Source organism: Streptomyces sp. NPDC001415, from assembly GCF_053597395.1.
In genome coordinates, this window is record NZ_JBSFIE010000007.1 from 26069 (window position 1) to 52291 (window position 26223).

The window sequence follows — 26223 nt, forward strand, 5'->3', positions numbered from 1 at the left end:
CTCCTCGGTTTCCACTCGGTCTTGGGGACGGATTCGGCGGGCTGGCTGACGTCGGTGGTGCGGGTGGTGCTCGGTGGTGGTGCCGGACGCCGCGGCGTGGAGCCTCGGCGACAACCATGGTGCGCCAGGGGTCTGACAACGGATCCCGCACTGTGCAGACGGCTCCGCTCAGCTTTTCCCACCGCACGTCAGGCCACTGTAAGCAGGAGCTGTGTATTCGTGCGCCAACCTGTGACCCGACGGTGGCACGATGACGCGGTGACCCAAGCACGGCAGCACAGCCCGCACACCCCGGACCACCCCCGCGTCCAGGTGGTCGCCCACCGAGGAGCCTCCGAGGACGCCCCCGAGCACACTCTCGCCGCGTACGTGAAGGCGATCGAGGACGGGGCCGACGCCCTGGAATGCGATGTCCGCCTGACCGCCGACGGACAACTCGTCTGCGTCCACGACCGGCGCGTCAACCGCACCTCGAACGGCCGTGGCGCCGTGTCCACCCTGGAGCTCTCCGAGCTCGCCGCGCTCGACTTCGGCTCCTGGAAGGACAGCGAGGAGAGCCCGGACTGGGGGGACCGCGAGTTCACCTCCGTACTGACGCTCGAACGGCTGCTCGAACTCGTCGCGGACGCCGGGCGCCGGGTGGAGCTCGCCATCGAGACCAAGCACCCCACCCGCTGGGCCGGCCAGGTCGAGGAGCGTCTCCTGCACCTCCTTAAGAGGTTCGGCCTCACTGAGCCGCCGCCGGCCGGTGAAACCTCCCCGGTCCGCATCATGAGTTTCTCGGCGCGGTCCCTGCACCGGGTCGCGGCGGCCGCCCCCGACATCCCGACCGTCTACCTGATGCAGTTCCTCTCCCCGCGGCTGCGCGACGGGCGGCTGCCGGCCGGGGCGCGGATCGCGGGCCCCGGCATGCGCATCGTGCGCAACCACCCGGCGTACATCGAGCGGCTGCACCGCGCGGGGCACCGTGTGCACGTCTGGACGGTGAACGAGCCCGAGGACGTGGACCTGTGCGTAAGCCTCGGAGTGGAGGCAATCATCACCAACCGCCCGAAACAGGTTCTGTCCCAACTGGGCCGCATGTAACGGCCACTACAGGGAGTGCACCGGCGCGTTCGCTCCGTATCCGATCGTGACGAATGCGTCGCCCGTCGCCGGTTGGCCGGTTTCCGGTCCAGTCCATTGGGGCATCCACACCGTGGCGTGGGGCGAAGGAGGTCTCGGGGGTGGCGTTGGTGGTGGCACAGGAGGTGCCCACGTCGTCGAGCATGGCCGTACCCCATGGCCCTGCGGGCGTGGGCAAGGCAAGACACCGGATGCGCGAGCAACTGCTCGGCAGCGGGGTGTCCGAGCCGGTCGTGGACGATGCCGTTCTGATCCTTTCCGAACTGCTCAGCAATGCCTGCCGGCACGGCAGGCCGCTGGGGCGGTCCGACATAGGCGACGGCGACATCGAGGCAGCTTGGCGAATCGACAAGACAGGACGGCTGACGGTCGAGGTGACGGACGGGGGCGGCCCGACACGGCCCGTCCCGGCGACTCCGTCGGTGACCGCGCGCGGCGGCCGGGGGCTGAACATCATCAGCGCCCTCGCCCAGGACTGGGGCGTCCGGGACAGCGCGTCCGGCGAGGTCACCGTGTGGGTGATCCTCACCGCGGGGCACCGTCACGACGATTTCGCTACGCGCGTCGCAGGGCCGGGGGCGGCGGCGAGCCTGGAGTTCGCGGACGCGTTCGACGACCTGGACTGAACAACCCCGGGCCAAGGGCCCGGGGGACGTACGACACCCGGAGGCACGCCGACCGCCTCCGGGCCGACAACCGACGCTGCCGCCTGTGGCGGTTCGGTACGGCTAGGCTCGCGCCCGACACAGCGACACCGCACCACCGCAGTCGGGAGAGAGCCACATCATGGCCAAGAAGCGTCCCCAGGCGAAGGCCGTCAAGCCGCAGATCAGCGACGGGGAAATCCCGGTCGTCGGGGCTCGTGAGCCCTGCCCCTGCGGCTCCGGCCGCCGTTACAAGGCCTGTCACGGGCGGGCCGCCGCGCACGCCGTGACCGAGCTGGTCCAGCGCCCCTTCGAAGGCCTGGCCGGCGAGTGCGACTGGGTCGCGCTGCGCGAGCTGGTCCCGGCCGCGACCGTCCCGCTGACCCTGAAGGACGGGCTGCCCGAGGGCGTGCCGTCCGTGACGCTCGCGACCGTGCTGCCGATGGCGTGGCCGGCGCTGCGCCGCGAGGACGGGTCCGTGCTGATCGGCCTGCAGAACGAGACCCCCTCCGGCGACATCAGCCGCGACCTCGCCGACACGCTGAAGCGCGCGCTGGTCGCCGAGCCCGGCTCGCCAGTCGCCGCCCGGCGCGCCGAGTCCGACGGCGTACGCCTGCAGGACCTGCTCGACCCGGCCGCCGCGTTCGAGCCGGAGGTGCACACCGGCTTCGAGTTCTGGGTGCCGGACGCCGACAGCGCCGCGTCCGAGGTGGCGGCCTCCCTTGAGCGGGCCAACGCCGCCGCGATCCCGACCGTACGGCTGAAGTCGGTCGACTCCTCGTACTGGTGCGAGACCCCCGAGAAGAACCACCTGCGGTGGGTCATGCCGTACCCCGAGGAGAAGCTCCTGGACGCCCTTGCGCGGCTGCACGCGGCGGGGACGTCCTCGCTCGGCGAGGGCACCCGGCTCGTCGGCTCCTTCCGGGCGCACGGCCTGACCGTGCCGGTCTGGGACCTGCCGAGCGACATGGGCGCCGACGAGTGCGAGAAGCCGGCCGCTGAGTTCGCCGAGCGGCTCGCCGGGGCGCTCGCGAACGAGGAGCCGCTCACCGCGGACGAGCGCCGGGCCCGGGGCGGGCTCACCAACCGCCAAGTGACCCTCAGCTGAGAGTGACGACGGGACGGTTTCGGTCGACCGACAGGTGACTCCTGTCACAACTGCCCGTACTCACAGGTAAATCGGTGTCCGAATTACCGAGATCGAATTTGCGAACGACAGATCTCTTGTTACCGTTCTAAGAGCCCGGTCGCTGGTGCATCCCCCGTCGCCAGCGATCGGGCCCTTCCATTTACCGGTTCGGTCAACGAGCCGTGGGTTCCGTGGAGTTGCTACCGGAACGCAGGAGCAGCGGTGAGTCCTCTCCCGCCCCGGAGAACTCCGCCACCGCCGAATACGCCCCCGATCCAGCGGACTGCCCGGATGAGTTCTCGTGCGGGGTTTCACAGGAATCCGGCTGGTCGTCGGCCGCCACCTGGCAGTTCGTCTCGACGGTCCGGCCGTCGGGGCCGAGCAGCGTAAGGACCGCGCGCAGTTCCTGGCCGGTGGCGTTGCGGTAGTAGGTACGCGCCCAGGTGTCGTGCGCCCGGTTCATTACGCAGGTCTGCGCCTCGACCCCTTCGGGGGAGACCAGTTCGGGTCCGCAGTGCGCGGCCGCGTCCTCGGGGGCCGGCAGCAGTGGCTTGTTCACCCGCGCGAGGGCGTGCGCGAGGGGGCTTTTTGCGTCATCCGCAGCGCCCCCTTGCTCGGGGCCTCCGGCCGGCCCGGCGGAGGCGACCAGCGGCAGCAGCACGGTGCCCACCACGACGGCGGTGAGCCCGGCCATGCGGAGGTGCTGGAGATTCATGGAGGGGACCCGTCTGCCCTGGAATTCCTGATGGTGGGCCGAAGATATCGACGGAAACCGGGCACCCCGTGGCGCGTGCGCCCAATTCCCGTACAACCAGGGCTTGCTCGCACTCGAAAGAGTGAAGGCGGCCCGGGAACCGAGCCGCCTTCACGCTCATTGGGCGTCCCGGCTCCCGCACGCTTGTCGGGACCGCCCTGCTCTCAGTACGCCAGCCGGCTCCCGCCGTCCGGTGCGCTGGTGCTCGCCTCGACCAGCGCGTCCACCACCGCCTCCACATCGGGCAGCCACGGCCCGGCCGCCCCCAGCGGGGGCCGCTCCCAGCGGATCTGCCCCTTGCCGGTCTGCGACGGAGGCAGCACCAAGTACCCGCCCTCGCTGTGGAAGCGGAGCGAACTGGGCACCCAGTCCTTGGAGTAGAGCAGCTCGCCCAGGCGCTCCATCGAGTACGGAGCGACCAGGAGCGACCACCGAGTGGGGGTCGCCACGACCGGGCCGAGCCGCACGCCCATGGAGTCGAGGGCGGCGAGCGCCCGGGCTCCTGCGACGGCCGGAAGGCTGATCGCGCAGGGCGCGCCGGCACCGGTGGCGAGCAGGACCGGCGCGGCCGGCCGGTTCGTCCACCACCAGCGGATCATGCGCTCGTCGGTGGTCGCCGCGAGCAGGACGGGGTCGAAGGGGTGCGCCCCGGGCACCACACATTCAGCGTCGGGACAGGCACAGCCGCGCCCGCCCGCGGCCAGTCCCACACCCGGGAGCACGGGCCATTTCCATCGGGTCGCACAGGTCAGCGCGGCGCCGAGCTGAGCAGCCCTTTCACTGCGCCGGAACCGGAACCTGCGTCGCCTTCCGAGGATCTCGCGCATGGGCGCTCGTTCCTTTCCGTTGAACGCCGAGTCCACATCACACCATGTGTGCATCTCTTCACTGCGCGTACTTGCTCTGTGAGCTTGAGTCTGCGGTACGGGGAACCCGCCAGGACCGATCATGGGCGGTCACCACTGGTTGCGACGGCCACTGCCCGTAACCATTTAAAGCATGGCGAAGGGTGGCGCGTACGTGGCGCTTGCCGTCCTGTGCACAAAAACCCGGCCGCTCGGGGATGAGGCGTGGCCGGTCGGCTCTTAAGACGCTCAGGCCGACCGCAAGGTTCCGAGGCGTCCTCAACTGCCCCGGACCACACCGATTACGTACCCAACGCGGTTGAAACGACGCACAGTTGAACGCCTTCAGTCGACCTCAGGGCTGGGCCACCAGGGCCATTTTTTGGCCAAGTTCAACGCCCCACGGACACCAATAGTCCCGCTATGACAATGCTGGACATCCCCTCACTTGTGCGTGTACATGTGGATGCATTGATAGCGGCGCAGAATGACATGGGGGTTTGCGATGCTATTGAGCGGAATCAACCAGTCGGAAAGCCGGCTGCCATGAGCGCCCCTCACCTGCCGAAAGTGGCTGGAATCGATCCAGCCGTTCCGCCCCCCGCGCACACTCATGCGCCTCTGCCTTCGTCCGCCACCCACACCCCACCCGGCGCGGTGCTCCAGGACCGGCTCGCCGGCTGGGTCTCCGACCTCACCACGCTGCACGAACTCACCGAGCGGCTCGCCCGCACCACCGCTCTCGACGAGGCCCTGGACGAGCTCCTCAAGGCCGGTGCCGCGCTGGTCGGCGCCCGGCGCGGCCTGGTCGTCCTCGAACCCTCCGACGGCCTGGGCCCGGCTGTCACCACCGGCCTCGGACTCGCCCACGCGGACCTCGGCCACATCGAGACCGTGCCGCGCAGCGCCACCGCGTACGGCCGGATCCTGGACGGGCTTCCGGACGCCGCCGGCGGTCCCGACCTCATGGCCGACCCGGACGGAATCGACCCGCGCCACCGCGAGGTGGCGGCCCGCCTCGGCTACGCCGCCAGCTACGCGCTCCCCCTCACCACCGACGCCGCGGGCCGGCTCGGCGCCGCCGTCTGGCTCTACGACGAGAGCGCGGAGCCCGTCGAGCGCCAGCAGCACCTGGTGGGGCTCTACATCCGGTACGCGGCCGAGCACCTGGCCCGGCTCGTCGAACTGGAGCGGGCCCGCGCCCATGTGGCGACCGTCGCCGAGGAGCTGCTGCCCAGCCGGCTGCCCCGGGTCGCCGGCGTCCAGCTGGCCGCCCGCCACCGCACCGGGCCGCGCGGCGGCGGCGACTGGTACGACGCGCTGCCGCTGCCCGAGGGCGCGCTCGGCCTCGCCGTCGGCTCCGTCACCGGATCGGGGCCGAGCGCGGTGGCCGCGATGGGACGGCTGCGCGCGAGCCTTCGGGCGTACGCCGTGATGGAGGGCGAGGACCCCGTCGCCGTGCTCTCCGACCTCGAACTGCTCCTGCGCCTCACCGAGCCCGCCCGCTCGGCCACCGCCCTGTTCGCCTACTGCGAGCCCGTCCGGCGCAAGATCGTCCTGGCTGGGGCCGGGCACGCCCCGCCGTTGATCGTCGGGGACCGGCGGACCGAGTTCGTGGAGACCTCGCTCTCGGCGCCCCTTGGCATGCTGGCCTGCTGGGAGGCGCCGAGCGTGGAGATCTCGCCGCACCCCGGAGAAACGGTGCTGCTGTACACGGACGGCCTGCTGCACCGCACCGGCGACCCCATGGACCGCGCCTTCGCCCGGCTGCACGCGGCCGCGGCGAGCGTCCCCAAGGCGGTGCGCGACGACCCGGACGCCGTGGTCGACCACGTGCTGCGCACCGTGCTGCCCGACGGCCTCGACGAGGCGGACGGCGCCGAGGACGTGGTGATCCTGGCGGCCCGCTTCGCCTAGCCCCGGTAAGAGGCACTTCGGCCCTGGACCCTTTTCCGCACGCCCGTACGATGGTGGGGGTCCCCTGTGGTCCCGCAGACCGGGGGAGTCGACGTCGTACTAAGTGTGGAGGCAGACCGTGGCTGACCAGCTCACTCCGGAGACCCCGGACGAAGCGGACGAGAAGCCGATCCAGCAGCGGAAGAACGGCCTGTACCCGGGCGTGTCCGACGAGCTGGCCGAGAACATGAAGTCCGGCTGGGCCGACACCGAGCTGCGCGGCCTGGAGCCGATCGCCCAGGCCGGCCACACCGCCGACCGCCGCGCCGCGCTCTCCCAGCGCTTCCCGGGCGAGCGTCTGGTGATCCCCGCGGGCAACCTGAAGACCCGCTCGAACGACACCGAGTACAGCTTCCGCGCGTCCACCGAGTACGCGTACCTGACCGGCGACCAGACCGAGGACGGCGTGCTCGTCCTGGAGCCCACCGGTGACGGGCACGAAGCCACGCTCTATCTGCTTCCGCGTTCAAACCGCGAGAACGGGGAATTCTGGCTGTCCGGCACCGGCGAGCTGTGGGTCGGCCGCCGCCACTCCCTGGCCGAGGCCGAGCAGCTGCTCGGGCTGCCCGCCAAGGACGTGCGCGAGCTGGCCGCCGCCCTTGCCGAGGCGACCGGTCCGGTCCGGGGCGTACGCGGCCACGACGCGTCCATCGAGGCCGCGCTGGCCGACAAGGTGACCGCCGAGCGCGACGAAGAGCTGCGCGTGTACCTCTCCGAGGCGCGCCTGGTGAAGGACGCGTTTGAAATCGCGGAGCTGCAGAAGGCGTGCGACTCGACCGCCCGCGGCTTCGAGGATGTCGTCAAGGTGCTCGACAAGGCCGAGGCGACCAGCGAGCGCTACATCGAGGGAACATTCTTCCTGCGCGCCCGCGTCGAGGGCAACGACATCGGCTACGGCTCGATCTGCGCCGCGGGCCCGCACGCCACCACCCTGCACTGGGTGCGCAACAACGGCGAGGTCCGCTCCGGCGACCTGCTGCTCCTGGACGCGGGCGTCGAGACCAACGAGCTCTACACCGCCGACATCACCCGCACCCTGCCGATCAACGGCACGTTCTCGCCGCTCCAGCGCAAGATCTACGACGCGGTGTACGAGGCCCAGGAGGCCGGCATCGCGGCGGTCAAGCCGGGTGCCCCCTACCGCGACTTCCACGACGCCGCCCAGCGCGTGCTCGCCGAGAAGCTCGTCGAGTGGGGTCTGCTCGGCGACCTGGACGTGGACAAGGTCCTGGAGCTCGGCCTGCAGCGCCGCTGGACCCTGCACGGCACCGGTCACATGCTCGGCATGGACGTCCACGACTGCGCGGCCGCGCGCACCGAGACGTACGTCGGCGGCGACCTGGAGCCGGGCATGTGCCTGACTGTCGAGCCCGGTCTGTACTTCCAGGCCGACGACCTGACCGTGCCCGAGGAGTACCGGGGCATCGGCGTCCGGATCGAGGACGACATCCTGGTCACCGAGGACGGCAACGAGAACCTGTCCGCCGCGCTGCCCCGCCGCGCGGACGAGGTCGAGGCGTGGATGGCCCGGCTCAAGCAGGCCTGATCCGAAGCCGCTTGTCGTCAGCGCCCGGGGGCGCGCCGCTCAGGACACCTTGAGCAGCGCGTCCTCGCGCCATTTCAGGATCTTGTCGAAGCTGATCACCGCGCCGCCCCGGCCGGGCCGGTTCCGGAAGTGCACGTGGTCGGCGAGCTGTTCGATCAGGCCGAGGCCCCTGCCGTGTTCGGGCAGCGCCCCGCCCCAGGCCGACACCGCTGCGGGCCGGCTGCGTCGTACGGGAAAGCCCGGGCCCGAGTCCGCCACCTCGATGCGGCACTTCTCGCCGTCCAGGTAGGCGGTCACCCGGTAAGCCGCCGACGCGCTGCCCGACACCGCGTCCCCGCCGTGCTCGACCGCGTTCGCGCAGGCTTCGCTGAGCGCGACCGACAGGTCGTAGGAGATGTCCGGGTCGACCCCGGCGGTCTCCATGGCGCCGAGCAGAAGACGACGGGCGAACGGAACGCTCGCAGCCTCGCGCCGCAAGTGGAGGGACCACCAGATGCTCATGCTCCAGCCTCCTGGCTGCGGCGCTGCGGCTCGACGTAGTTCCTTCTCCCTACGGGCGCAGTATTGCCCCAAGTCCTCCTCTGTAAGCGCGCTCTTGACGTGATGGCGCCCATTCGGCGGATGTACGCGCCTCTCACGCCGGTGTAAAGCACCCCGGAACCCTCTCCTCCGGTTCACCGGAACCCCCACCCCGTATCCAAAGGCGACCTTCCGGACCTGCCGTATGGAGCGGGTAAGGGCAGTGCGATGATGGCCCCGCCATGTCTACCCCCCACGCCCCAGCAGGCGCCGGTCTCCGGCTGCTCAGGGCCGCGGTGTTCGCCGCGGTCTGCGTCGTGCTGTCCGCGATGGGGCACATCATGGCGGCCTGTGCGAGCGTCCCCTGGTGGACGCTGCTCGCCGGTTTCCTCGGCGTGTTCGCGGTCGCGGCGCCGCTCGCCGGACGCGAGCGCACGCTGCCGTCCATCGCGGGCGCTCTCGCGGCCGGACAGCTCGGCCTGCACACGCTCTTCGGCATCGGCCAGCACACGGCGGCCGTCTCCGGCAGCGGATCCACCGGGGACCTCCCGCTGATCCAGTTCGCCGCGAAGCTGATCTGCGGCAGCGGCGCGGCCCCGCTCACCGCGGCGGACGCCCAGCGGATCGTGACCGACGCGGGCATCGACCCGTCCAGGGTCACCGACACGGGCCACGCCTCCATGTCCGGCATGTCCCAGATGGCCGACATGATGTCCGGCATGGCGGGCAGCGGCCCGGGCTCGGCGTCGCTCGCCTCCTCGTTGCTGCCCACGCTCCCGATGCTGCTCTGCCACCTCCTCGCGGCGCTTGCCACCGGATGGCTGCTGCGGCGCGGCGAGGTCGCCCTGTTCCGCGTGGTGCGCCTGGCCGCCGAATCCGTCACGGCGGCGGCCGAGGCCACGACCGTACGCTCGCTGCGCCGTGCCCTGTCCTTCGCGGCGGCGCTGTGCGCCGGGCTCCTGACAGCCGCCGACCCGAGCATCCCCGTCGGGGACCGTCGCGAGACTCCGCCCCGGTCCGGGACGGCACTTCAGCACTCGGTGATCAGGCGCGGGCCGCCCGCGGCGTACGCCCTCGCAGCCTGAACGCGGCCCACTCCCCACACGTACCGCAGGGGTGGTGTCGCGGGTCCCCGCGCACCCGTTGCGCGGTGGACGTCCTCACCCTTCCTGCTCACTGGAGTGTCTCTGCCATGAACGCTGCCCGTTCGCGCACCCGCCTCGCCGTCGTCGGTTCCGTCGCCGCCGGGTCCGTCCTGCTGCTCTCGGGATCGGCCTTCGCCCACGTCTCCGTGCAGCCCGAGGGCGCGGCCGCCAAGGGCGGTTACGCCGTCGTCGACTTCAAGGTCCCCAACGAGCGCGACAACGCCAAGACGGTCAAGCTGGAGGTCAACTTCCCGGCCGACCACCCGCTGGCGTCCGTCATGCCGCAGCCGGTGCCGGGCTGGAACGTCGAGGTCACCAAGTCCAAGCTGGACAAGCCGCTGACCGTGCACGGCAAGCAGATCAACGAGGCCGTCACCAAGGTGACCTGGAGCGGCGGGGCGATCGAGCCCGGCCAGTTCCAGAAGTTCCCGCTGTCCGTCGGCTCGCTGCCCACCGACACCGACCAGCTCGTCTTCAAGGCGCTCCAGACGTACGACAACAACGAGGTCGTGCGCTGGATCCAGGAGGCGCAGAAGGGCCAGCCCGAGCCCGCGAACCCGGCGCCGACCCTCAAGCTGACCGCCGCAGCGGCCGGAGGGCACGACGACGACGACGCGGCGCCCGCCGCCAACGCGAGCGCGGCCGGCAAGAAGACCGAGGCCTCGTCCTCGTCGGACACCGACACCACCGCGCGGATCCTGGGCGTCGTGGGCATCGTCGTCGGCATCGCCGGAGTGGCCTTCGGCGTGTTCGCCGGACGCCGCCGCTCCGCGTAGCCCGTCCCCTGCACCCTTTCAACCGGAAAAGACCGGAAAATCACCCCATGCGCACTAAAACCGCGCTGACTGCCGCCGCCCTCGCGGCGGCAGCGGCGCTCACCCTGACCGCGTGCGGAAGCAGCGGTGACAGCGGCTCCAACAGCCCTGTCGCCGATGTCTCCGCCTCGGCGAAGACCCAGGCCGCGACGCTGCTCGACCGGCCGTTCGCCAAGCCCGACTTCGTCCTGACGGACACCAACGGCAAGAAGTTCGACTTCCGGGCCGAGACCAAGGGCAAGCCGACACTCATCTACTTCGGCTACACCAACTGCCCGGACGTCTGCCCGCTCACCATGGGCAACATCGCCGTCGCCAAGAAGGCGCTGCCCAAGGCCGACCAGGACAAGCTCCAGGTCGTCTTCGTGACCACCGACCCCGAGCGCGACACCCCCGCCTCGCTCGGCAAGTGGCTCAAGGGCCAGGACCCGTCCTTCATCGGCCTGACCGGTGACTTCCCCACCATTCAGGCAGGCGCCCGCCAACTGGGCATCGGCATCGACCCGGCCACCAAGGACAAGGACGGCAAGGTCGTCTCGATGCACGGTGCCCAGGTCATCGCGTTCTCGCCCAAGACCGACCAGGGGTACGTCCTCTACGGCGAGGACGCGACCGTGGCCGACTACACCAAGGACCTGCCGAAGATCATCAAGGGGGAGAACCCGTGAACCGCCGCACCACCCACGCCGTCCGCTCGACCGTCGCCTCCGTCATAGCCCTGTCGGCCGGCCTGGCCCTGGCGGGCTGTTCCGACAGCGCCGAGGCCAAGCCGAAGCTCCAGGTGAGCGACGCGTTCATGCCGGTGCCGACCAGTGACATGGCCGGCGGCTTCCTCACCGTCAAGAACGACAGCAAGACCGCCGACAAGCTCACCAAGGTCACCAGCGACCTGTCGGACAACGTCACGATCCACGAGACGAAGAACCAGAAGATGCAGGAGGTGGCGTCCTTCGACATCCCCGCGGGCGGCGAGCTGGACCTGGAGCGCGGCGGCAGCCACATCATGTTCATGGGTCTCAAGACGAAGCCGAAGCAGGGCGAGAAGGTCACCATCGAGCTGCACTTCCAGAAGGCCGACCCGGTCAAGGTCGACCTCGCGGTGAAGGAAGCCACCTACAACCCGAAGCACCACTGAGGTAACCAGAGGGACTTGAGGGACTGACATGACGGCCACCGCCCCACGCCTTCGAACCACCGCGAGCCGAAGCCTGACCCGGCTGCTGCTCGTCACGGTGGCGCTGCTCGGCGCGCTCTTCGCGGGCGCCGTGCCCGCGTCCGCGCACGCCGCACTGACCGGCAGCGACCCGAAGGACGGGGCGGTGGTCGCCACCGCCCCCGCCCAGGTCACCCTCACCTTCTCCGAGGGCGTCGCCCTGGACGCCAACTCCATCCGGGTCCTCGACCCCACGGGCAAGCGCTCCGACACCGCCGAACTCGTCAACCTGTGCAGCGGCGACGTCGTCAAGTACGGCGTCCGGCTGCGCACCGGCATCCCCAACGGCACCTACACGGTGGCCTGGCAGGCGATCTCCGCCGACAGCCACCCCGTCTCGGGCGCCTTCACCTTCTCCATCGGCGCCCCCTCGGCGACCACCGCGGTCATCCCCACCCAGGCGGTCGGCGGCGGCCTGGTCGGCGGCCTCTACGGCATCGCGCGGTACGCGGCGTACGGCGGCTTCGTGCTGCTCACCGGCGGCGCGGCGTTCGTGCTCGCGTGCTGGCGGCGCGGGGCGACCGTCGGCCCGGTGCAGCGGGTCGTCGTCGGCGGCTGGCTCACCATGACCGCGGCCACCCTCGCGATGCTGCTGCTCCGCACCCCCTACACCGGCTCCGGGAAGCTCTCGGACGCCTTCGACCTGAACGGTCTGCGGGCCGTCCTGGAGACCAAGCCGGGCGCGGCGCTCATCTCCCGGCTGCTGCTGCTCGGCGCCGCCGCCCTGTTCGTGTCCGTGCTGTTCGGCGCGTACGCCAGGCGGGACGACGAGACCGAGAAGGACGAGAAGAAGGACCTCACCTTCGGCCTGGCCATCGGCGGGGCCGTGGTCGCCGCCGGTCTCGCCGCGACCTGGGCGCTCGCCGAGCACGCCTCGACGGGGCTCCAGCCGGGCATCGCCATGCCCGTCGACGTGCTGCACCTGCTGGCCGTGGCGACCTGGCTCGGCGGGCTCGTCACCCTCCTCGTCGTCCTGTACCGCGCGCCGGGCATCGAACGCGCGGCCGTCCTGCGGTTCTCGCGGATCGCGTTCTGGAGCGTGGCGGTCCTCGCCGCGACCGGCGTCTACCAGTCCTGGCGGCAGGTCGGCACCTGGTCGGCGCTCGTCGGCACCGCCTATGGGCAGCTGCTGCTCGTCAAGATCGGCCTGGTGGCGGTCCTTGTCGGGACCGCTTCGGTCTCGCGGCGCTGGACCGCGCGCCTCTCCGAACGCACCGCGCCGGAGGCCGACGCCGCCCTGATCGTCGAGGAGCGCGCGAGCGAACCGGAGCCCGTCACCGTCCCCGACGACGGCAAGGACGCCAAGCGGGCCGCTCAACTCGCACGCCAGCGGGCCGCGTTGAGCACCGCCCGCGAGAAGCGGATCCGCGACGCCGACCCCGAGCGGACCGGGCTGCGCCGCACGGTCCTTGCCGAAGCCGGCGTCGCCGTGGTGCTGCTCGCCGTGACGACCGTGCTGACCTCGACCGAACCCGCCCGCACCCAGGAGGCGGTGGACAAGGCGAAGGCCGGGTCCCAGGTCGCTGTCGCGGACCGGCCGGTCGACATCCGGCTGCCGTTCGACACCGGCGGCCAGAACGGCAAGGGCACCGTCGAGCTCGCCCTCGACCCGGGCCGCACCGGCTCCAACGATCTGCGGGTCTCCCTGGAGGACCCGGCGGGCAAGCCCAAGGACGCCCCCGAGGTGAAGGTCTCCTTCACACTGGCCGCGAAATCGGTGGGCCCGCTGCCCGTCGTGCCCGACCGGGTCGCCGCCGGGCAGTGGAAGGCGAGCGGCGTCCAGATCCCGATGGCGGGCGACTGGCAGATCTCGGTGACCGTACGCACCTCGGAGATCGACGAGACCACCGTGGACAAGAACGTCAAGATCGGCTGAGTAGAACTGATATGAGCGAGACCAAGAACTCCGACCGGGCTCCGGCCACTTCCGCCGAACCCGCCCTCGACATCTCCCGCCGCAAGCTGCTCGGCACCGTAGGCGGAGTCGGCGCGGCCGGCCTGGCGCTGGGCGCGGCGGGCGGGGCCGGGGTCTATGCGGCCGTCGAATCCCCGGACGGCGCAAGCCCGTTGACGTCGGTCGGTTCCACGGAGGTGATGTTTCACGGGAAACATCAAGCGGGGATCTCCACTCCGCTTCAGTCCACGGGCCATCTGATCGCCTTCGACCTGGCCCCGGGCGCCGGGCGCAAGGAGGCGGCCGCGCTGATGCGGCGCTGGTCTCAGACAGCCAAGTCCCTGATGGCGGGCGAGCCCGCGAGCAGCGGCGACACCGGGGTGGCCCTGGACGCCGGCCCCTCCTCGCTGACCGTCACCTTCGGCTTCGGCCACAGCTTCTTCGACCGTACGCAGCTGACCGACCGGCGCCCCGCACAGCTGGACCCACTGCCCGACTTCTCCTCCGACCAGCTCGACCCCAGGCGCTCGAACGGCGACCTGTGGGTGCAGATCGGCGCGGACGACGCCCTGGTCGCGTTCCACGCGCTGCGTGCGATCCAGCAGGACGCGGGTTCGGCGGCGAAGGTGCGCTGGCAGATGAACGGCTTCAACCGCACCCCGGGCGCCACCCAGAAGCCGATGACCGCCCGCAATCTGATGGGCCAGATCGACGGCACCGGCAACCCCAAGCCCTCGGACGCCGACTTCGAGCAGCGGATCTTCGTGCCGGACACCGCGCAGCCCGCGTGGATGGCGGGCGGCTCGTACGCGGTCGTACGCCGGATCCGGATGCTCCTGGACACCTGGGAGAAGCTGCCGGTCCCCCAGCAGGAGCAGGTGATCGGCCGCAGGAAGTCGAACGGCGCCCCTCTTTCGGGGGGTACGGAGACGACGAAGATGCAGCTCGACAAGTTCGGCCCGGACGGCAAGCTGGTCATCCCGGAGAACGCCCACGCCCGCATCGCCGCCCCGGAGCAGAACGGCGGCGCGGCCATGCTGCGCCGCGCGTTCTCGTACCACGACGGCATCGCGGCGGACGGGACCCCGGACGCGGGCCTGCTCTTCGTCGCCTGGCAGGCCGACCCGGTCAAGGGATTCGTACCGGTGCAGCGCAAACTCGACCGGGGGGACGCCCTGTCCGCGTTCCTGCGGCACGAGGCGAGCGGCCTGTTCGCGGTGCCGGGCGGGCCGCGGGCGGGCGAGTACGTGGGCCAGCGGCTCCTGGAGTCGTGACGGTGGCGACCGACGGCCGCTGTGGGTGAGCCCGCCCGGTGGAACGGTTCGCCGCGGGTCGCCCCCGGTCGCGCCGAGCGGTGGGTGCCCGTGACTTCGGGCCATTAGTGTGACGTGCATGTCCGCCACGCGATACACCTATCTGGGTCCCGAGGGCACGTTCACCGAGGCCGCCCTGCGCACGCTCCCCGAGGCCGCGACCCGCGAACTCGTTCCGATGGTGTCCGTGCCGGCCGCCCTGGACGCGGTGCGCAGCGGGGAGGCGGCCGCGGCCCTGGTCCCGATCGAGAACTCGGTGGAGGGCGGCATCACCACCACCCTCGACGAGCTGGTCTCGGGCGAGCCGTTGATGATCTACCGCGAGGTGCTGCTCTCCATCAAGTTCGCCCTGCTCGTACGCCCCGGGACGACGCTGGCGGACATCAAGACGGTCACCGCGCACCCGGCCGCCCAGCCCCAGGTCCGCAACTGGCTGAAGGCGAACCTGCCGGAGGCGCTCTGGGAATCGTCCGCCTCCAACGCGGACGGCGCCCGTCTCGTCCAGGAGGGGCGTTATGACGCGGCGTTCGCGGGCGAGTTCGCGGCGGCGACGTACGGTCTGGAACCGCTGATCACCGACATCCACGACGCGGTCAACGCGCAGACGCGCTTTGTGCTCGTCGGCCGCCCGGCCCGCCCGGCGGCGCCGACCGGCGCGGACAAGACCTCGGTGGTCCTGTGGCAGCGCGAGGACCATCCGGGCGCCCTCCTCGAACTGCTCCAGGAGTTCTCGGTGCGCGGGGTCAACCTGATGCTGCTCCAGTCCCGGCCGACCGGTCAGGGCATCGGCAACTACTGCTTCGCCATCGACGCCGAGGGTCACATCTCGGAGCGCCGGGTGGGGGAGGCGCTGATGGGGCTGCGGCGGATCTGCCCGGAGGTGCGCTTCCTCGGTTCGTACCCCCGGGCCGAGGTGACGCTCGACGACGTACGAGCGCTGCGGGCGGGGACCTCGGACGCCGAGTTCGTCGAGGCGGCGGAGTGGCTGGCCCGCTGCCAGGACGGCCGGGCGTAGGCCGGGGCCGCAGGGCTCAGGCGTAAGCCGGGGCCGGGGGCATTCGAGAGCGCTGCCCCAGCCCCTCATCCAGCCCGGCGGCCGGTCCTACCTGCTGATTTTCTTTGTCCACAAAGTTATCCACAGGCTCACTTCTCGACCTGTGGGTAAGTCGACAACACAATCGGACACAGTCGACAAATCACTCTAGTGACGACACAGCAGTCCACAGGCCGCCAGGACATCCTCTGTCACCTCAATTCCATTGATCAACTCTTTAGAGCGAGTAATTCCCACCCGAATGAGCGTGTGGAACGGGTTTGAGAGGGGAAACCTCCGTCCCGCATGCGGCTTTCGGAACGATCCCTTCCGCAGTCCACAGATCCACCGCACAGCCTGTGGATAAGTTTCCGCGACTGTGCGCTTCTGTGGACAAGTCCTGTGCACCGCAAGGGAGTCGGTCAACGGTGAACCGGAAAGCGCCTCTTTTCGGGGGATAGCGGCGATTTCATTGACACCCGCCTGACGCCCGGCACGGAATTCCCGGATCAGATTTCCCAATACGGGCAATTCGGACAAAGTGACACGCTGGTGGCGGGCGCCGGGATATCCGGTGGGGTGCCGGGAGTCCGCACCGGTAGCCTGGAGGCGTGATTGACCTTCGCCTGCTCCGTGAGGACCCCGACCGTGTTCGCGCCTCCCAGCGCGCCCGTGGAGAGGACGTCGCCCTCGTCGACGCCCTGCTCTCCGCCGACGAGCTGCGCAGGTCCTCGGGCCTCCGCTTCGACGAGCTGCGCTCCGAGCAGAAGTCGCTCGGCAAGCTCATCCCCAAGGCCACGCCGGACGAGCGCGCCGAGCTCCTGAAGAAGGCCGAGCAGCTCAAGGCAGACGTCAAGGCCGCGGAGGCCGCGCAGAACGAGGCCGACGAGCAGGCCAAGCAGCTGCTCCTCCAGCTCGGCAACATCGTCCACACGGACGTGCCGGTCGGCGGCGAGGAGGACTTCGTCGTCCTGGAGACGCACGGCACCATCCGCGACTTCGGCGCCGAGGGCTTCGAGCCCAAGGACCACCTGGAGCTCGGCGAGGCGCTGGGCGCCATCGACGTCGAGCGCGGCGCCAAGGTGTCGGGCTCGCGCTTCTACTACCTGACCGGTGTCGGCGCGCTCCTGGAGCTCGCCCTGGTCAACGCGGCGATCGCACAGGCCACCGAGGCCGGGTTCATCCCGATGCTGACGCCGGCCCTGGTCCGCCCGCGCGCCATGGAAGGCACCGGCTTCCTCGGCCAGGCCGCCGAGAACGTGTACCACCTGGAGAAGGACGACTACTACCTGGTCGGTACCTCCGAGGTCCCGCTCGCGGCGTACCACATGGACGAGATCATCGACGCGGACAAGCTGCCGCTGCGCTACGCCGGATTCTCGCCGTGCTTCCGCCGCGAGGCCGGTACGTACGGCAAGGACACCCGGGGCATCTTCCGGGTCCACCAGTTCGACAAGGTCGAGATGTTCTCCTACGTCCACCCGGACGACGCCGAGAACGAGCACAAGCGGCTCCTCGACTGGGAGAAGCAGTGGCTGACCGCTCTTGAGCTTCCCTTCCAGGTCATCGACGTCGCCACCGGCGACCTCGGCGCCTCGGCCTCGCGCAAGTTCGACTGCGAGGCGTGGATCCCCACGCAGGGCAAGTACCGCGAGCTGACCTCGGCCTCCAACTGCGACGGCTTCCAGGCCCGCCGCCTGTCGGTCCGCATGCGTGACACCAGCGAGGGCAAGAGCAAGGTCACCCCGCTGGCCACCCTGAACGGCACGCTGTGCGCCGTCCCGCGCACCATCGTGGCGATCCTGGAGAACCACCAGCAGGCCGACGGCTCGGTGCGGGTCCCGGCCGTGCTCCGCCCGTATCTCGGCGGTCGCGAGGTCCTGGAGCCGATCTCCAAGTGAGCACCGCCGTGGGGCGCCCGTTCCCGTACAAGCTGATCGCGACCGACCTGGACGGGACGCTGCTGCGGTCCGACGAGTCGGTCTCGCAGCGCACCCGTGACGCGCTGGCCGCGGCCACCGCGACGGGCGCCGCGCACATCGTGGTGACCGGCCGGTCGGTGCCCTGGACCCGGCACATCCTCGACGACCTCGGCTATGAGGGCCTCGCGGTGTGCGGGCAGGGCGCGCAGGTCTACCACGCCGGTGAGCACCGGCTGCTGACCTCGGTGACGCTCGATCGCCAGCTCGCGGGGCTCGCCCTGTCCAAGGTCGAGGCGGAGATCGGCCCGCTGGCGCTCGCCGCCAGCCGCGACGGCATCGACGGCGAGGTCCTGGTCGGCCCCGGCTACCAGGTCCAGGAGGGCCCGCTGCCGGTCCGGTCCTTCGAGGACTTGGCCGAGCTGTGGTCGGCCCCGCTGAACAAGGTCTACATCCAGCACCCCGGGTACGACGACGACGCGCTGGCGAGGATCACCCGGCAGGTCGTCGGCAGCCTGGTGGACGTGGTCATGGCGGGCGCCGGCGTCGTGGAGCTGCTGCCGCTCGGTCTGAGCAAGGCGACCGGGCTCTCGCTGGCCGCGCGCCGGCTCGGCTGCAAGGCGGCGGACACGATCGCGTTCGGGGACATGCCGAACGACATCCCGATGTTCGGCTGGGCCCAGCACGGTGTCGCGATGGCCAACGCCCACGACGAGCTGAAGGCCGTGGCCCACGAGATCACCGCGTCGAACGAGGACGACGGCATCGCGGTCGTCCTTGAGCAACTGCTTCAGCGTTGAGCCCGTGAGCCCTTGAGCCCTTGGGCCCTTGGGCCCTTGCGGCTTGGTGACTTTGGAGCACGCCCTAGGCACGCGCGGCAAACGCCGCCTATAGGGCGCGAGTTGGGCATCGGTAACGCGAATTGGACATGAGTAAGGGGCGCCCACCATGGTGGGCGCCCCTTACTCATGTGGGAGGGGCGGCCTCGCGCTGACGCGCGCTCGAAGCGGCCGCCCCGGGCAGCCGCTCGCGGGCGGCCCGTCGGAGTCGTCGGTGCTGCTCCGATGCCCCGCGCGACCCCGCCGGGAGCGCGACGGACTCGACCGTACGGTCCTCTTCGGACTCGTACGAACCGCCCTCGTCGTGCTCTTTCCCCCGTCCGGCGGGCCCGCGCCTGCCGCGTGCGACTGCCTCAACCACTGTGCCCGGCACGGTCGTTGGCCGCCACTGGTTTTCGCGTGGGCACGTCCCGGGTCAGCGGCCAGCAGGCGAAGCCGATCAACAGCGCGGTCACATGGCCGAGGTCGGTGAACGTACCGCCGGTGGCGAGCGGGATCCCGAAGAACCCGATCACCCCTACGAGGTATAGCCAGCGCCAGGGATACGGCAGCCTGTAGACGAGGATGCCCGCCGCCGCGGCGAGCCCGTAGCTCACCCCGATGTCGACGACATGGGACATGGCGTGCGCGAGCCGCTTGGGCAGATGCTGGTTCTGGATCGACCACAGGACGTACTCCTGGCTGATCAGCGTCGCCACCACATGCCCGACGACGACCGTGCACAGCCAGCGCAGCGTGCCCAGCCAGCGCTCCACCGTGGCGTGGACGACCTCGAACAGCACCAGGTAGAGCAGGAGTGAGGACGGGTTCTCGATCCAGAACGCGCTGGTGAAGAGGGACTGCGCGGGGTGCTTGGTCAGCTCGTGGATGTTGCTGCTGTTGCGGTGCAGCAGGAAGTGCTCCAGGCCCTGGGTGGAGAGCTGGATGACGAGGCTGGTGATGGCGATGATCAGCAGCCAGATGTGCGTCCCGGGGGCGGAGCGCACCCAGGACCGGACCGGCCGCGAGCGCTCGGTGCCGCGGGGGAGCAGGGTCGTCATCCCCAAATGATGTCGCGAAACTCTGAGGAGCAGGTGAGAGGCGGCGGGACGACTGCGGTTGCGGGACCGGGATGCAGCCAGTTGTAGGATGACTGGGCAACCGGGTGAATGGAGTGGGCGACATGGCTCTTCGTACGGCGGGGCGGCAGTCCTTGGTGGACACCGTGGTCGATCAGCTGAAGGCCCAGCTGACCAACGGCGAGTGGGCGGTCGACGACCGCATTCCGACCGAGCACGAGCTCGCCGAGCAGCTGGCCGTCAGCCGCAACACCATCCGTGAGGCGGTACGTGTCCTGGTGCACGCCGGGCTGCTCGAATCGCGCCAGGGCAATGGCACCTTCGTACGCTCCACCGCCGACCCCTCCGCGGTCCTGCAGGGAATCCGCGCCGCCGACGCCCTTGACGTACTCGAACTCCGCGTCGCATTGGAGGCCGAGGCCGCCCGGCTCGCCGCCGAACGCCGGGACACCGCCGACATGGTGGCCCTGCGGGGCGCGCTGCAGACCCTGCGCGAACACGGCGATCGCGCCGCCGACGCCGACATGGCGTTCCACATGGGCGTGGTGCAGGCCACGCACAACACGGCATTCATCGAGGTCTACCGGTTCTTCTCGGTGCAGGTGCACGAGAGCCTGATCACGTCGCTGCGCGACCAGGAGATGCCCCCGATCGACCTCGACACCCACGAGGCACTGGTCGACGCGATCGAGAGCGGTGACCCCGCAGCGGCCGAGCAGGCGGTACGCGAACTGCTGCGGAAGCCGCTGGAGGCGGTGCGGGCGGTGGCGGCCCGGCGGAGTGGGTGAGGCCCGAATACCGGGGCCGACGTCCGAAATCTGAAGCCGTCTGAACCCCTTGAGGCCTGAAGTCGTCGCGAGCTGAAGTCGTCGATATCTGAAGTCGTCGAGATCTGAACTGTTGAGAAAGGTGCTTGTTTTGTCACGCCCGGATGCTGATCGCCTGCTGTTGCCCGATGCCGAGGCCGATGTCCAGCCGTCGCCGCAGCGCGCCGCAGCGCGGCGGGCGCTGCTCGCGCATCCGGTGGTACTGCTGGTCGGGATCGTGCTGGCGTCGGTGAACATGCGGGCGGCGCTGGCCAGCGTGTCGCCGCTGGTGAGCGAGATCAGCCAGTCGTTCGGCCTGTCGTCGACGGCGAGCAGCCTGGTGACCTCGGTGCCGGTGCTCTTCCTGGGGCTCGGCGCGCTGGTGGCACCCTGGCTGGCCCGCCGTTTCGGGAGCGAGCCGGTGCTGCTGTTCGCCCTGCTGCTCCTGGCCGCCGGCATCCTGGTGCGGGTGGCCCCTTCGGCGGTGGCGCTGTACGGCGGAGGCGTGCTCGTCGGCACGGCCATAGCCCTGCTCAACGTGCTGATGCCCGGCCTGATCAAGCGGGACTTCCCGGACCGGGCGGCGTCCATGACGTCCGTCTACACCGGCGCGATGATCGCGGGCGCGACGCTTGTGGCGGCCTCGTCGGTGCCACTGGAGAAGGCGTTCGGCGGCAGCTGGGAGGCGTCCTTGGCGGTGTGGTCGCTGCTCGCGGTCCTCGCGGCGGTGGCCTGGCTGCCGCAGGTACTGATCGCCCGTGGCCGTACGGGCCATGAGGTACGGCTCCCGACTTCCTCGGCCTCGTCCCGCGCGGGCAAGAGCGTGTGGCGCTCGGCCCTGGCCTGGCAGGTCACCCTCTTCATGGGGCTCCAGTCGCTCTGGTCGTACGTGCTGATCGCCTGGATGCCGACGATCTTCACGGACCACGGGATGAGCCGCTCCACGGCGGGCGTGATCTTCGCGTTCAACAACCTGATCCAGGTGGCGGGCGCGTTCGGCGTGCCGCTCCTGGCCGGCCGGATGCGCAGCCAGCGCCCGCTGATCGTCCTGGTCACCTCGCTGGTCGCGGCCGGATACGCGGGCCTGATGATCGCCCCGGTGAGCGGCGCCTGGCTGTGGGCGGCGGTCCTCGGCGTCGGGCAGGGCGGTGCGGTGGGCCTGGCCCTCACACTGATCGTGCTGCGCTCGGGCGACGCGAGGACGGCGGCCCAGCTGTCCGGCATGGCCCAGACGGTCGGCTACCTGCTGGCCGCCGTCGGCCCCATCGCGGCGGGCGCGGTCCACCAGGCGACAGACGGCTGGACCGTACCGATCGCACTCGTCCTCGGCGTCTGCGCGGCGGCCCTGACGGTGGGCCTCTTCGCGGCCCGGGACCGGACGGTTTAGGCGGGGGCGGGCTGGCAGGCTGGGCAATCGGGCGCTCCTGGAGAAGGTCAAGGCGTTGCGGCTGCTACCTGATGGACTGCACGTGACCACCGAGGGGGCCGCCCAGTACTTCGTTGTCCACAAGGAGGCTGTGCATAGCCTCGCCAGGCGGCATCGCGAGGAGCCGACCAGCAACGGAATGATCACTCTCAGCGGCGATGACCTGCGCAGCGATGTCGTGGTCAAAACGACCACGACATCCGATGCACCCGACGGTGCCCCCGAAAGTTATCCACAGAGGCGCCCGCGCCTCCGGGTTTTCACTCGCCGAGCCGTCCTCAACATAGCCATGCTTCTTCGCGACAGCGAAGTTGCTCAGTATGTACGTATCTATCTCCTCGACACCGAGGAGACGCCCAGGACGTCGAATCCATGGACCGGCGGCTGGAATCCGTAGACCGTCGGCTCGACGCCACCAACCGCGTGGTGGGTGCGATGAGCGTCCGGCTCACCGATCTCTCCGAGGACGTCGCCGACATCCAGCGCCGGCTCCCCCATCCCCCGGACCCGCGCCGCAAGCGCCGGAGGTAGCCGCATGTGCCAGTACGTACTGGCACACGCCAGTACGTAGCGGCTCGGAGTCGCAGGCGGCCGGATGAACCGGCCTGGCGCTGCGGTCAACAGGCGGTGCCCGGCGGCAAGTTGATGTCGCCGGGCACCGCCCCCGTCCCGGGCCCCCGTTACTCCTCCCCGGCCAGCTTCAGGGTGCGCAGTTTCTGGCCCGCGTACCAGGTGGCCACCGTGGTCACGCCCACCAGGAGGATGACCGCCAGCGGCAGGCCCACGTCGGAGGAGATCACGTCGTTCTCGCCGATCTTCTGGGCCAGGGCGAGCGACCACTGCTGGACGCTCAGGGTGCGCGCCCCGGGTACCAGATTGCCGAACAGCGACTCCCAGACCAGCGCGTACACCAGGCCGAAGACCACGGCGTGCCGGGTGACGGTGCCGAGCAGCAGGAAGACCGCGGCGTACGCGATGGAAGCGACCAGGGCGGCCACCGTGTAGGCGATCGCGATCTGCTGGCCGTTGCCGTTGAGGACGAACCCGGCGATCAGCGTCGGGATCGCGGAGAACGCCATCGTCACGGCGATCGCGACGATCAGCTTGGTGAAGATGATCGTCGACCGCTTCACCGGCTTGGCCAGGAGGTACACGATCGAGCCGTCGTCGATCTCGGGGCCGATCGCGCCGGTGCCGGCGATGACACCGATCAGCGGCACCATCGTGGCCAGCGCGAAGCTGCCGAGGAGGTCGGCGGTGACCTGGTCGTCGGCCCCGCTGAAGGACCGTACGGCCACCGAGATGACGATCAGCAGGGCGGGCAGGACGAAGAGAATGGCGGCCCGGCGGCGGCCGAGCAGAGCCCGGTAGGTGAGCCGGGCGACGGTCGGGTTGTACATGGGAACGTCACCGCTCCTTTCTGGAGGCGCTCAGGCCGCTACGAGGTAGGAGAAGACGGATTCGAGGGACTCGTCGGAAGGCGAGACCGTCAGCAGGCGGATGCCGTTGGCCTTCGCGACCTGCGGGAGCAGCGTGGTGAACCGGCCGAAGTCGACGGCCTGGATACGCAGCGCGCCCTCTTTGAGGTCCACCTCGATCCCGGCGGTCGACGGGTCGGCGATCAGCGCCGCGGCCAGCGCGCGGTCGTCGCTGGAGCGGATCAGATAGCGGTGCGGGCGGTCCGTCATCAGGCGGCGGATCTTGCGGAAGTCGCCGCTGGCCGCGTGCCGTCCGGCGACGATGACCTCGATGTGCGAGGCGAGCTGCTCGACCTCTTCGAGGATGTGCGAGGAGAACAGGACCGTGCGTCCCTCGGCCCCCATCCGCCGCAGCAGCTCCATGAGTTGCATGCGTTGGCGCGGGTCCATGCCGTTGAACGGCTCGTCCAGGAGCAGCACCGACGGATTGTGGACGAGGGCGGAGGCCATCTTGACGCGCTGGCGCATGCCCTTGCTGTACGTCTGGATCTTGCGGTCCTGGGCGTACTCCATCTCGACCGTGGCCAGCGCCTGCCCGGCCTCGCGGGCGCCGAGGCCGTGCAACTCGGCGTTGGCGACGACGAATTCGCGGCCCGTGAGGAAGTCGTACATGGCCTCCCGCTCGGGGACGATGCCGATCTTCTTGTAGACGGACTCGTTGCGCCAGATCTGCTCGCCGTCGAGCGTGACCGTTCCCGTGGAGGGCGCGAGGAAACCGCCCATCATGTTGATGAGGGTGGACTTTCCGGCGCCGTTGGGGCCGAGCAGTCCGGTCACGCCGGGGCCGACCGTCATGGTGACGTCGTTGACCGCCACCACGTTGCCGAACCAGCGTGAGGTGTGGTCGATGTCAATGGTGGTCACAGCCCGGCCTTCCGGTAGCGGCGCATCAGCACGGCGTACGAGCCGTAGATCAGCGCGAGGACGACGAGCAGGTAGACCGCACCGGCCCCGGAGCCCGGGCCGTGCCCGCCGGGGAAGGACGAGCTGGCGCCGAGGAACGCGCTCTGCACGCCGTCGATGAGCGTGATGGGGGAGAACAGGCCGAGCCACTCGATCGCTCCGGGGGAGCCCTGGTTGAAGGCGATGCCCTGGACCGCGGAGACGGCTCCGTAGGAGACGGTCAGTACGGCGATGACGGCGGCCACCCCGAAGCCGCGGCGCGGCGTCAACGCGGCGATGACCAGGCCGAGTCCGGCGAAGAGGAGGGAGAGCAGTGCCACTGAGACCAGCCCCTGGGCGAACCCCTTCGTCTGGTCCGCGAAGTCGAGTTTGGCGAGCAGAGCGCCCACATAGAGGATCACCAGCGGCGCGCCGGTGATGATGAACAGGGCCGAGGTCATGGCGGCGAACTTGGCCAGGACGTAGTCGAGGCGCTCGATCGGCCGCGAGAAGTACAGCGGCACCGTCTTGAAGCGCAGGTCACGCGAGACGGTCTGGGGTGCCTGGGACGCGATGAACAGGCCGATGAGGGCCTGGAGGAAGATCGCGTACCGCGTGTACTGCACCGGCAGGTCGTTGGCCTTGGTGGCGACGGCGACCGCGACCATGATGGCCGCAGGCACGCACATCACCGCGAACAGCAGCATCGGCAGGACCTTGGACTTCGCGCTGCGGCCGAGGCCGTACGCCCCGCGCAGGGACTGCGAGAAGAGCGAGCGGCGGGCGTAGGCACGGCCCAGGCGCGGTCCGTCGTAGTTGCGGTAGCCGATGTTGTGGATCTGGGTCTGGGCGCTGTCAGTTGCCATCGCGGCCGCCTCCCTTCTGCTCGGCGCCGGCCGCGGTGGCTGCCCATGCGGCGGCGCGTTCGGAGACCGGCTCCCGCGCCGGGGTCTGGAACACCTCGGCGATGTGGTGACGGCGCTGTTCCATCCGTACGAGACCGAGGCCCAGGTGGGCCACGGTGTCGCGGACCGTGTCGTAGGTGTCCTCGCCGGTGGCCTCGATGAGGAGGATGTGGCCGGCGCCCGGCAGTCCGTCCTCGACCCCCGCGTGCAGTGTGATCCCGGCGCCGGTGAGCGCCTTGCGGACCGCCTCCGTGCCGTCGGGGTGGGTGTCGGAGTCGGTGACCTCGACGGCGAGGGTGGTGGTGGTCTGGGTGAAGTCGCTGGTGGAGCTGGAACGGAGCAGCCGGCCGCCGTCGATGACCACCACGTGGTCGCAGGTGCGCTCCAGTTCGCCCAACAGGTGCGAGGTGACCAGGACCGAGATGCCGAAGTCCGTGTGGATGCGGCGGATCAGGCCGAGCATCTCGTCGCGGCCGACCGGGTCGAGGCCGTTGGTCGGCTCGTCGAGGAGGACCAGCCGCGGATCGTGGACGAGCGCCTGGGCGAGCTTGACCCGCTGCTTCATGCCGGTCGAGTAGCCGCCGATGGGCCGGTAGCGCTCCTCGTAGAGCCCCACGTGGCGCAGCGTGTCGGCGGTTCGCTCGCGGGCCGCGGTGGCCGGCAGGCCCGACATGCGCGCCATGTGGACGACGAACTCGGTGGCCGAGACATCGGGTGGCAGGCAGTCGTGCTCCGGCATGTACCCCACCCGCTCGCGGATGGCGCCGCCGCTGGTGGCCACGTCCAGGCCGAGCACGGCGGCGGTGCCCTCCGTGGCGGGCGAGAGACCCAGCAGGATCTTGATCAACGTGGACTTGCCGGCTCCGTTGGCGCCCACCAGCCCGGTCACGCCGGGGCCGATGTCCAACGAGAGCCGGTCAAGCGCGGTCACCCTGGGGAACCGCTTGCTCAGGCTTTCGGTCGCGATCACAGTCACGTC

25 protein-coding genes are annotated in these 26223 nt (G+C 70.3%); 17 read left to right on the top strand and 8 right to left on the bottom strand.

Annotation, left to right across the window (positions count from 1 at the left end):
* Positions 1 to 258 precede the first annotated feature (258 nt).
* The 3 genes from ACWC2B_RS11355 (at position 259) to ACWC2B_RS11365 (ending at position 2877) form a co-directional block, all read left to right on the top strand.
* Positions 259 to 1086, top strand: coding sequence for a glycerophosphodiester phosphodiesterase (locus ACWC2B_RS11355; RefSeq protein WP_450716243.1), 828 nt, complete (start codon positions 259 to 261; stop codon positions 1084 to 1086).
* Positions 1087 to 1139: 53 nt separating this feature from the next.
* Positions 1140 to 1751, top strand: a complete 612-nt coding sequence (locus tag ACWC2B_RS11360) for an ATP-binding protein (RefSeq protein ID WP_450716244.1) — start codon at positions 1140 to 1142, stop codon at positions 1749 to 1751.
* A gap of 160 nt (positions 1752 to 1911) precedes the next feature.
* Positions 1912 to 2877: a DUF5926 family protein gene (locus ACWC2B_RS11365; protein WP_450716245.1), complete on the top strand. Its 966-nt coding sequence runs from the start codon at positions 1912 to 1914 to the stop codon at positions 2875 to 2877.
* 193 nt (positions 2878 to 3070) lie between these two features.
* Here ACWC2B_RS11365 and ACWC2B_RS11370 read toward each other — a convergent pair whose 3' ends face one another.
* Positions 3071 to 3613 (bottom strand): hypothetical protein, encoded by a 543-nt coding sequence (locus tag ACWC2B_RS11370; protein WP_450716246.1) that lies wholly within the window; start codon positions 3611 to 3613, stop codon positions 3071 to 3073.
* Between the two features lie 203 nt (positions 3614 to 3816).
* A complete protein-coding gene (locus ACWC2B_RS11375) occupies positions 3817 to 4479 on the bottom strand; it encodes a bifunctional DNA primase/polymerase (RefSeq protein ID WP_386033544.1) in 663 nt (220 codons plus the stop codon).
* Between the two features lie 447 nt (positions 4480 to 4926).
* Here ACWC2B_RS11375 and ACWC2B_RS11380 point away from each other — a divergent pair, with 447 nt between their 5' ends.
* Both ACWC2B_RS11380 and ACWC2B_RS11385 read left to right on the top strand, forming a co-directional pair.
* Complete coding sequence (locus ACWC2B_RS11380) at positions 4927 to 6414, top strand: PP2C family protein-serine/threonine phosphatase (RefSeq protein WP_450716489.1); 1488 nt, start codon at positions 4927 to 4929, stop codon at positions 6412 to 6414.
* 118 nt (positions 6415 to 6532) lie between these two features.
* Entirely contained in the window at positions 6533 to 7999 is a 1467-nt protein-coding gene (locus ACWC2B_RS11385; protein WP_450716247.1) for an aminopeptidase P family protein, read from the top strand.
* A gap of 39 nt (positions 8000 to 8038) precedes the next feature.
* Here ACWC2B_RS11385 and ACWC2B_RS11390 read toward each other — a convergent pair whose 3' ends face one another.
* A complete protein-coding gene (locus tag ACWC2B_RS11390) occupies positions 8039 to 8500 on the bottom strand; it encodes an ATP-binding protein (RefSeq protein WP_450716248.1) in 462 nt (153 codons plus the stop codon).
* Between the two features lie 260 nt (positions 8501 to 8760).
* On the opposite strand from ACWC2B_RS11390, the gene ACWC2B_RS11395 reads away from it, so the two are divergent.
* From ACWC2B_RS11395 to ACWC2B_RS11435, 9 genes are all read left to right on the top strand, one after another.
* Entirely contained in the window at positions 8761 to 9603 is an 843-nt protein-coding gene (locus tag ACWC2B_RS11395; protein ID WP_450716249.1) for a hypothetical protein, read from the top strand.
* Positions 9604 to 9710: 107 nt separating this feature from the next.
* Positions 9711 to 10439: a YcnI family copper-binding membrane protein gene (locus ACWC2B_RS11400; protein WP_450716250.1), complete on the top strand. Its 729-nt coding sequence runs from the start codon at positions 9711 to 9713 to the stop codon at positions 10437 to 10439.
* Between the two features lie 47 nt (positions 10440 to 10486).
* Positions 10487 to 11146: an SCO family protein gene (locus ACWC2B_RS11405; protein ID WP_450716251.1), complete on the top strand. Its 660-nt coding sequence runs from the start codon at positions 10487 to 10489 to the stop codon at positions 11144 to 11146.
* Complete coding sequence (locus ACWC2B_RS11410; protein WP_450716252.1) at positions 11143 to 11613, top strand: copper chaperone PCu(A)C; 471 nt, start codon at positions 11143 to 11145, stop codon at positions 11611 to 11613. The genes ACWC2B_RS11405 and ACWC2B_RS11410 overlap by 4 nt, the downstream gene beginning before the upstream one ends.
* A gap of 28 nt (positions 11614 to 11641) precedes the next feature.
* Positions 11642 to 13567, top strand: coding sequence for a copper resistance CopC/CopD family protein (locus ACWC2B_RS11415; RefSeq protein ID WP_450716253.1), 1926 nt, complete (start codon positions 11642 to 11644; stop codon positions 13565 to 13567).
* 11 nt (positions 13568 to 13578) lie between these two features.
* On the top strand, positions 13579 to 14859 hold the full coding sequence (gene efeB, locus ACWC2B_RS11420; protein WP_450716254.1) for an iron uptake transporter deferrochelatase/peroxidase subunit: 1281 nt from the start codon (positions 13579 to 13581) through the stop codon (positions 14857 to 14859).
* A 118-nt stretch (positions 14860 to 14977) separates the two neighbouring features.
* The gene (pheA, locus tag ACWC2B_RS11425) at positions 14978 to 15913 is read left to right on the top strand and encodes a prephenate dehydratase (protein WP_053729810.1); all 936 of its coding nucleotides are present in this window, start codon (positions 14978 to 14980) and stop codon (positions 15911 to 15913) included.
* 629 nt (positions 15914 to 16542) lie between these two features.
* Positions 16543 to 17832: a serine--tRNA ligase gene (gene serS / locus ACWC2B_RS11430; protein ID WP_450716255.1), complete on the top strand. Its 1290-nt coding sequence runs from the start codon at positions 16543 to 16545 to the stop codon at positions 17830 to 17832.
* Positions 17829 to 18650, top strand: coding sequence for an HAD family hydrolase (locus ACWC2B_RS11435; RefSeq protein ID WP_450716256.1), 822 nt, complete (start codon positions 17829 to 17831; stop codon positions 18648 to 18650). The genes serS and ACWC2B_RS11435 overlap by 4 nt, the downstream gene beginning before the upstream one ends.
* A 392-nt stretch (positions 18651 to 19042) precedes the next feature.
* Here ACWC2B_RS11435 and ACWC2B_RS11440 read toward each other — a convergent pair whose 3' ends face one another.
* Entirely contained in the window at positions 19043 to 19729 is a 687-nt protein-coding gene (locus ACWC2B_RS11440) for a rhomboid-like protein (RefSeq protein WP_450716257.1), read from the bottom strand.
* A gap of 122 nt (positions 19730 to 19851) precedes the next feature.
* Here ACWC2B_RS11440 and ACWC2B_RS11445 point away from each other — a divergent pair, with 122 nt between their 5' ends.
* The 3 genes from ACWC2B_RS11445 (at position 19852) to ACWC2B_RS11455 (ending at position 22510) form a co-directional block, all read left to right on the top strand.
* Complete coding sequence (locus ACWC2B_RS11445) at positions 19852 to 20535, top strand: FadR/GntR family transcriptional regulator (RefSeq protein ID WP_450716258.1); 684 nt, start codon at positions 19852 to 19854, stop codon at positions 20533 to 20535.
* A 130-nt stretch (positions 20536 to 20665) separates the two neighbouring features.
* A complete protein-coding gene (locus ACWC2B_RS11450; RefSeq protein WP_450716259.1) occupies positions 20666 to 21940 on the top strand; it encodes a CynX/NimT family MFS transporter in 1275 nt (424 codons plus the stop codon).
* Positions 21941 to 22351: 411 nt separating this feature from the next.
* A complete protein-coding gene (locus ACWC2B_RS11455; protein ID WP_450716260.1) occupies positions 22352 to 22510 on the top strand; it encodes a hypothetical protein in 159 nt (52 codons plus the stop codon).
* A 149-nt stretch (positions 22511 to 22659) separates the two neighbouring features.
* Here the strand turns inward: ACWC2B_RS11455 and ACWC2B_RS11460 are convergent, their stop codons facing one another.
* The 4 genes from ACWC2B_RS11460 to ACWC2B_RS11475 are packed head-to-tail and all read right to left on the bottom strand — an operon-like array spanning position 22660 to position 26214.
* Positions 22660 to 23379, bottom strand: coding sequence for an ABC transporter permease (locus ACWC2B_RS11460; RefSeq protein WP_450716261.1), 720 nt, complete (start codon positions 23377 to 23379; stop codon positions 22660 to 22662).
* A gap of 30 nt (positions 23380 to 23409) precedes the next feature.
* Positions 23410 to 24321, bottom strand: coding sequence for an ABC transporter ATP-binding protein (locus tag ACWC2B_RS11465; protein ID WP_450716262.1), 912 nt, complete (start codon positions 24319 to 24321; stop codon positions 23410 to 23412).
* Entirely contained in the window at positions 24318 to 25205 is an 888-nt protein-coding gene (locus ACWC2B_RS11470; RefSeq protein WP_450716263.1) for an ABC transporter permease, read from the bottom strand. Before ACWC2B_RS11470 ends, ACWC2B_RS11465 begins: the two co-directional genes overlap by 4 nt.
* Positions 25195 to 26214 (bottom strand): ABC transporter ATP-binding protein, encoded by a 1020-nt coding sequence (locus ACWC2B_RS11475; protein WP_450716490.1) that lies wholly within the window; start codon positions 26212 to 26214, stop codon positions 25195 to 25197. The genes ACWC2B_RS11470 and ACWC2B_RS11475 overlap by 11 nt, the downstream gene beginning before the upstream one ends.
* Between the last annotated feature and the right edge of the window lie 9 nt (positions 26215 to 26223).

What these genes read in the sequence shown, in the direction of transcription:
- ACWC2B_RS11360 (WP_450716244.1), top strand. Translation starts at nt 1,140, where the DNA reads ATGCGTCGCCCGTCGCCGGTTGGCCGGTTTCCGGTCCAGTCCATTGGG.
- ACWC2B_RS11365 (WP_450716245.1), top strand. Translation starts at nt 1,912, where the DNA reads ATGGCCAAGAAGCGTCCCCAGGCGAAGGCCGTCAAGCCGCAGATCAGC.
- ACWC2B_RS11370 (WP_450716246.1), bottom strand. Translation starts at nt 3,613, where the DNA reads ATGAATCTCCAGCACCTCCGCATGGCCGGGCTCACCGCCGTCGTGGTG.
- ACWC2B_RS11375 (WP_386033544.1), bottom strand. Translation starts at nt 4,479, where the DNA reads ATGCGCGAGATCCTCGGAAGGCGACGCAGGTTCCGGTTCCGGCGCAGT.
- ACWC2B_RS11380 (WP_450716489.1), top strand. Translation starts at nt 4,927, where the DNA reads ATGCTGGACATCCCCTCACTTGTGCGTGTACATGTGGATGCATTGATA.
- ACWC2B_RS11390 (WP_450716248.1), bottom strand. Translation starts at nt 8,500, where the DNA reads ATGAGCATCTGGTGGTCCCTCCACTTGCGGCGCGAGGCTGCGAGCGTT.
- ACWC2B_RS11395 (WP_450716249.1), top strand. Translation starts at nt 8,761, where the DNA reads ATGTCTACCCCCCACGCCCCAGCAGGCGCCGGTCTCCGGCTGCTCAGG.
- ACWC2B_RS11400 (WP_450716250.1), top strand. Translation starts at nt 9,711, where the DNA reads ATGAACGCTGCCCGTTCGCGCACCCGCCTCGCCGTCGTCGGTTCCGTC.
- ACWC2B_RS11405 (WP_450716251.1), top strand. Translation starts at nt 10,487, where the DNA reads ATGCGCACTAAAACCGCGCTGACTGCCGCCGCCCTCGCGGCGGCAGCG.
- ACWC2B_RS11415 (WP_450716253.1), top strand. Translation starts at nt 11,642, where the DNA reads ATGACGGCCACCGCCCCACGCCTTCGAACCACCGCGAGCCGAAGCCTG.
- efeB (WP_450716254.1), top strand. Translation starts at nt 13,579, where the DNA reads ATGAGCGAGACCAAGAACTCCGACCGGGCTCCGGCCACTTCCGCCGAA.
- pheA (WP_053729810.1), top strand. Translation starts at nt 14,978, where the DNA reads ATGTCCGCCACGCGATACACCTATCTGGGTCCCGAGGGCACGTTCACC.
- ACWC2B_RS11440 (WP_450716257.1), bottom strand. Translation starts at nt 19,729, where the DNA reads ATGACGACCCTGCTCCCCCGCGGCACCGAGCGCTCGCGGCCGGTCCGG.
- ACWC2B_RS11445 (WP_450716258.1), top strand. Translation starts at nt 19,852, where the DNA reads ATGGCTCTTCGTACGGCGGGGCGGCAGTCCTTGGTGGACACCGTGGTC.
- ACWC2B_RS11455 (WP_450716260.1), top strand. Translation starts at nt 22,352, where the DNA reads ATGGACCGGCGGCTGGAATCCGTAGACCGTCGGCTCGACGCCACCAAC.
- ACWC2B_RS11460 (WP_450716261.1), bottom strand. Translation starts at nt 23,379, where the DNA reads ATGTACAACCCGACCGTCGCCCGGCTCACCTACCGGGCTCTGCTCGGC.
- ACWC2B_RS11470 (WP_450716263.1), bottom strand. Translation starts at nt 25,205, where the DNA reads ATGGCAACTGACAGCGCCCAGACCCAGATCCACAACATCGGCTACCGC.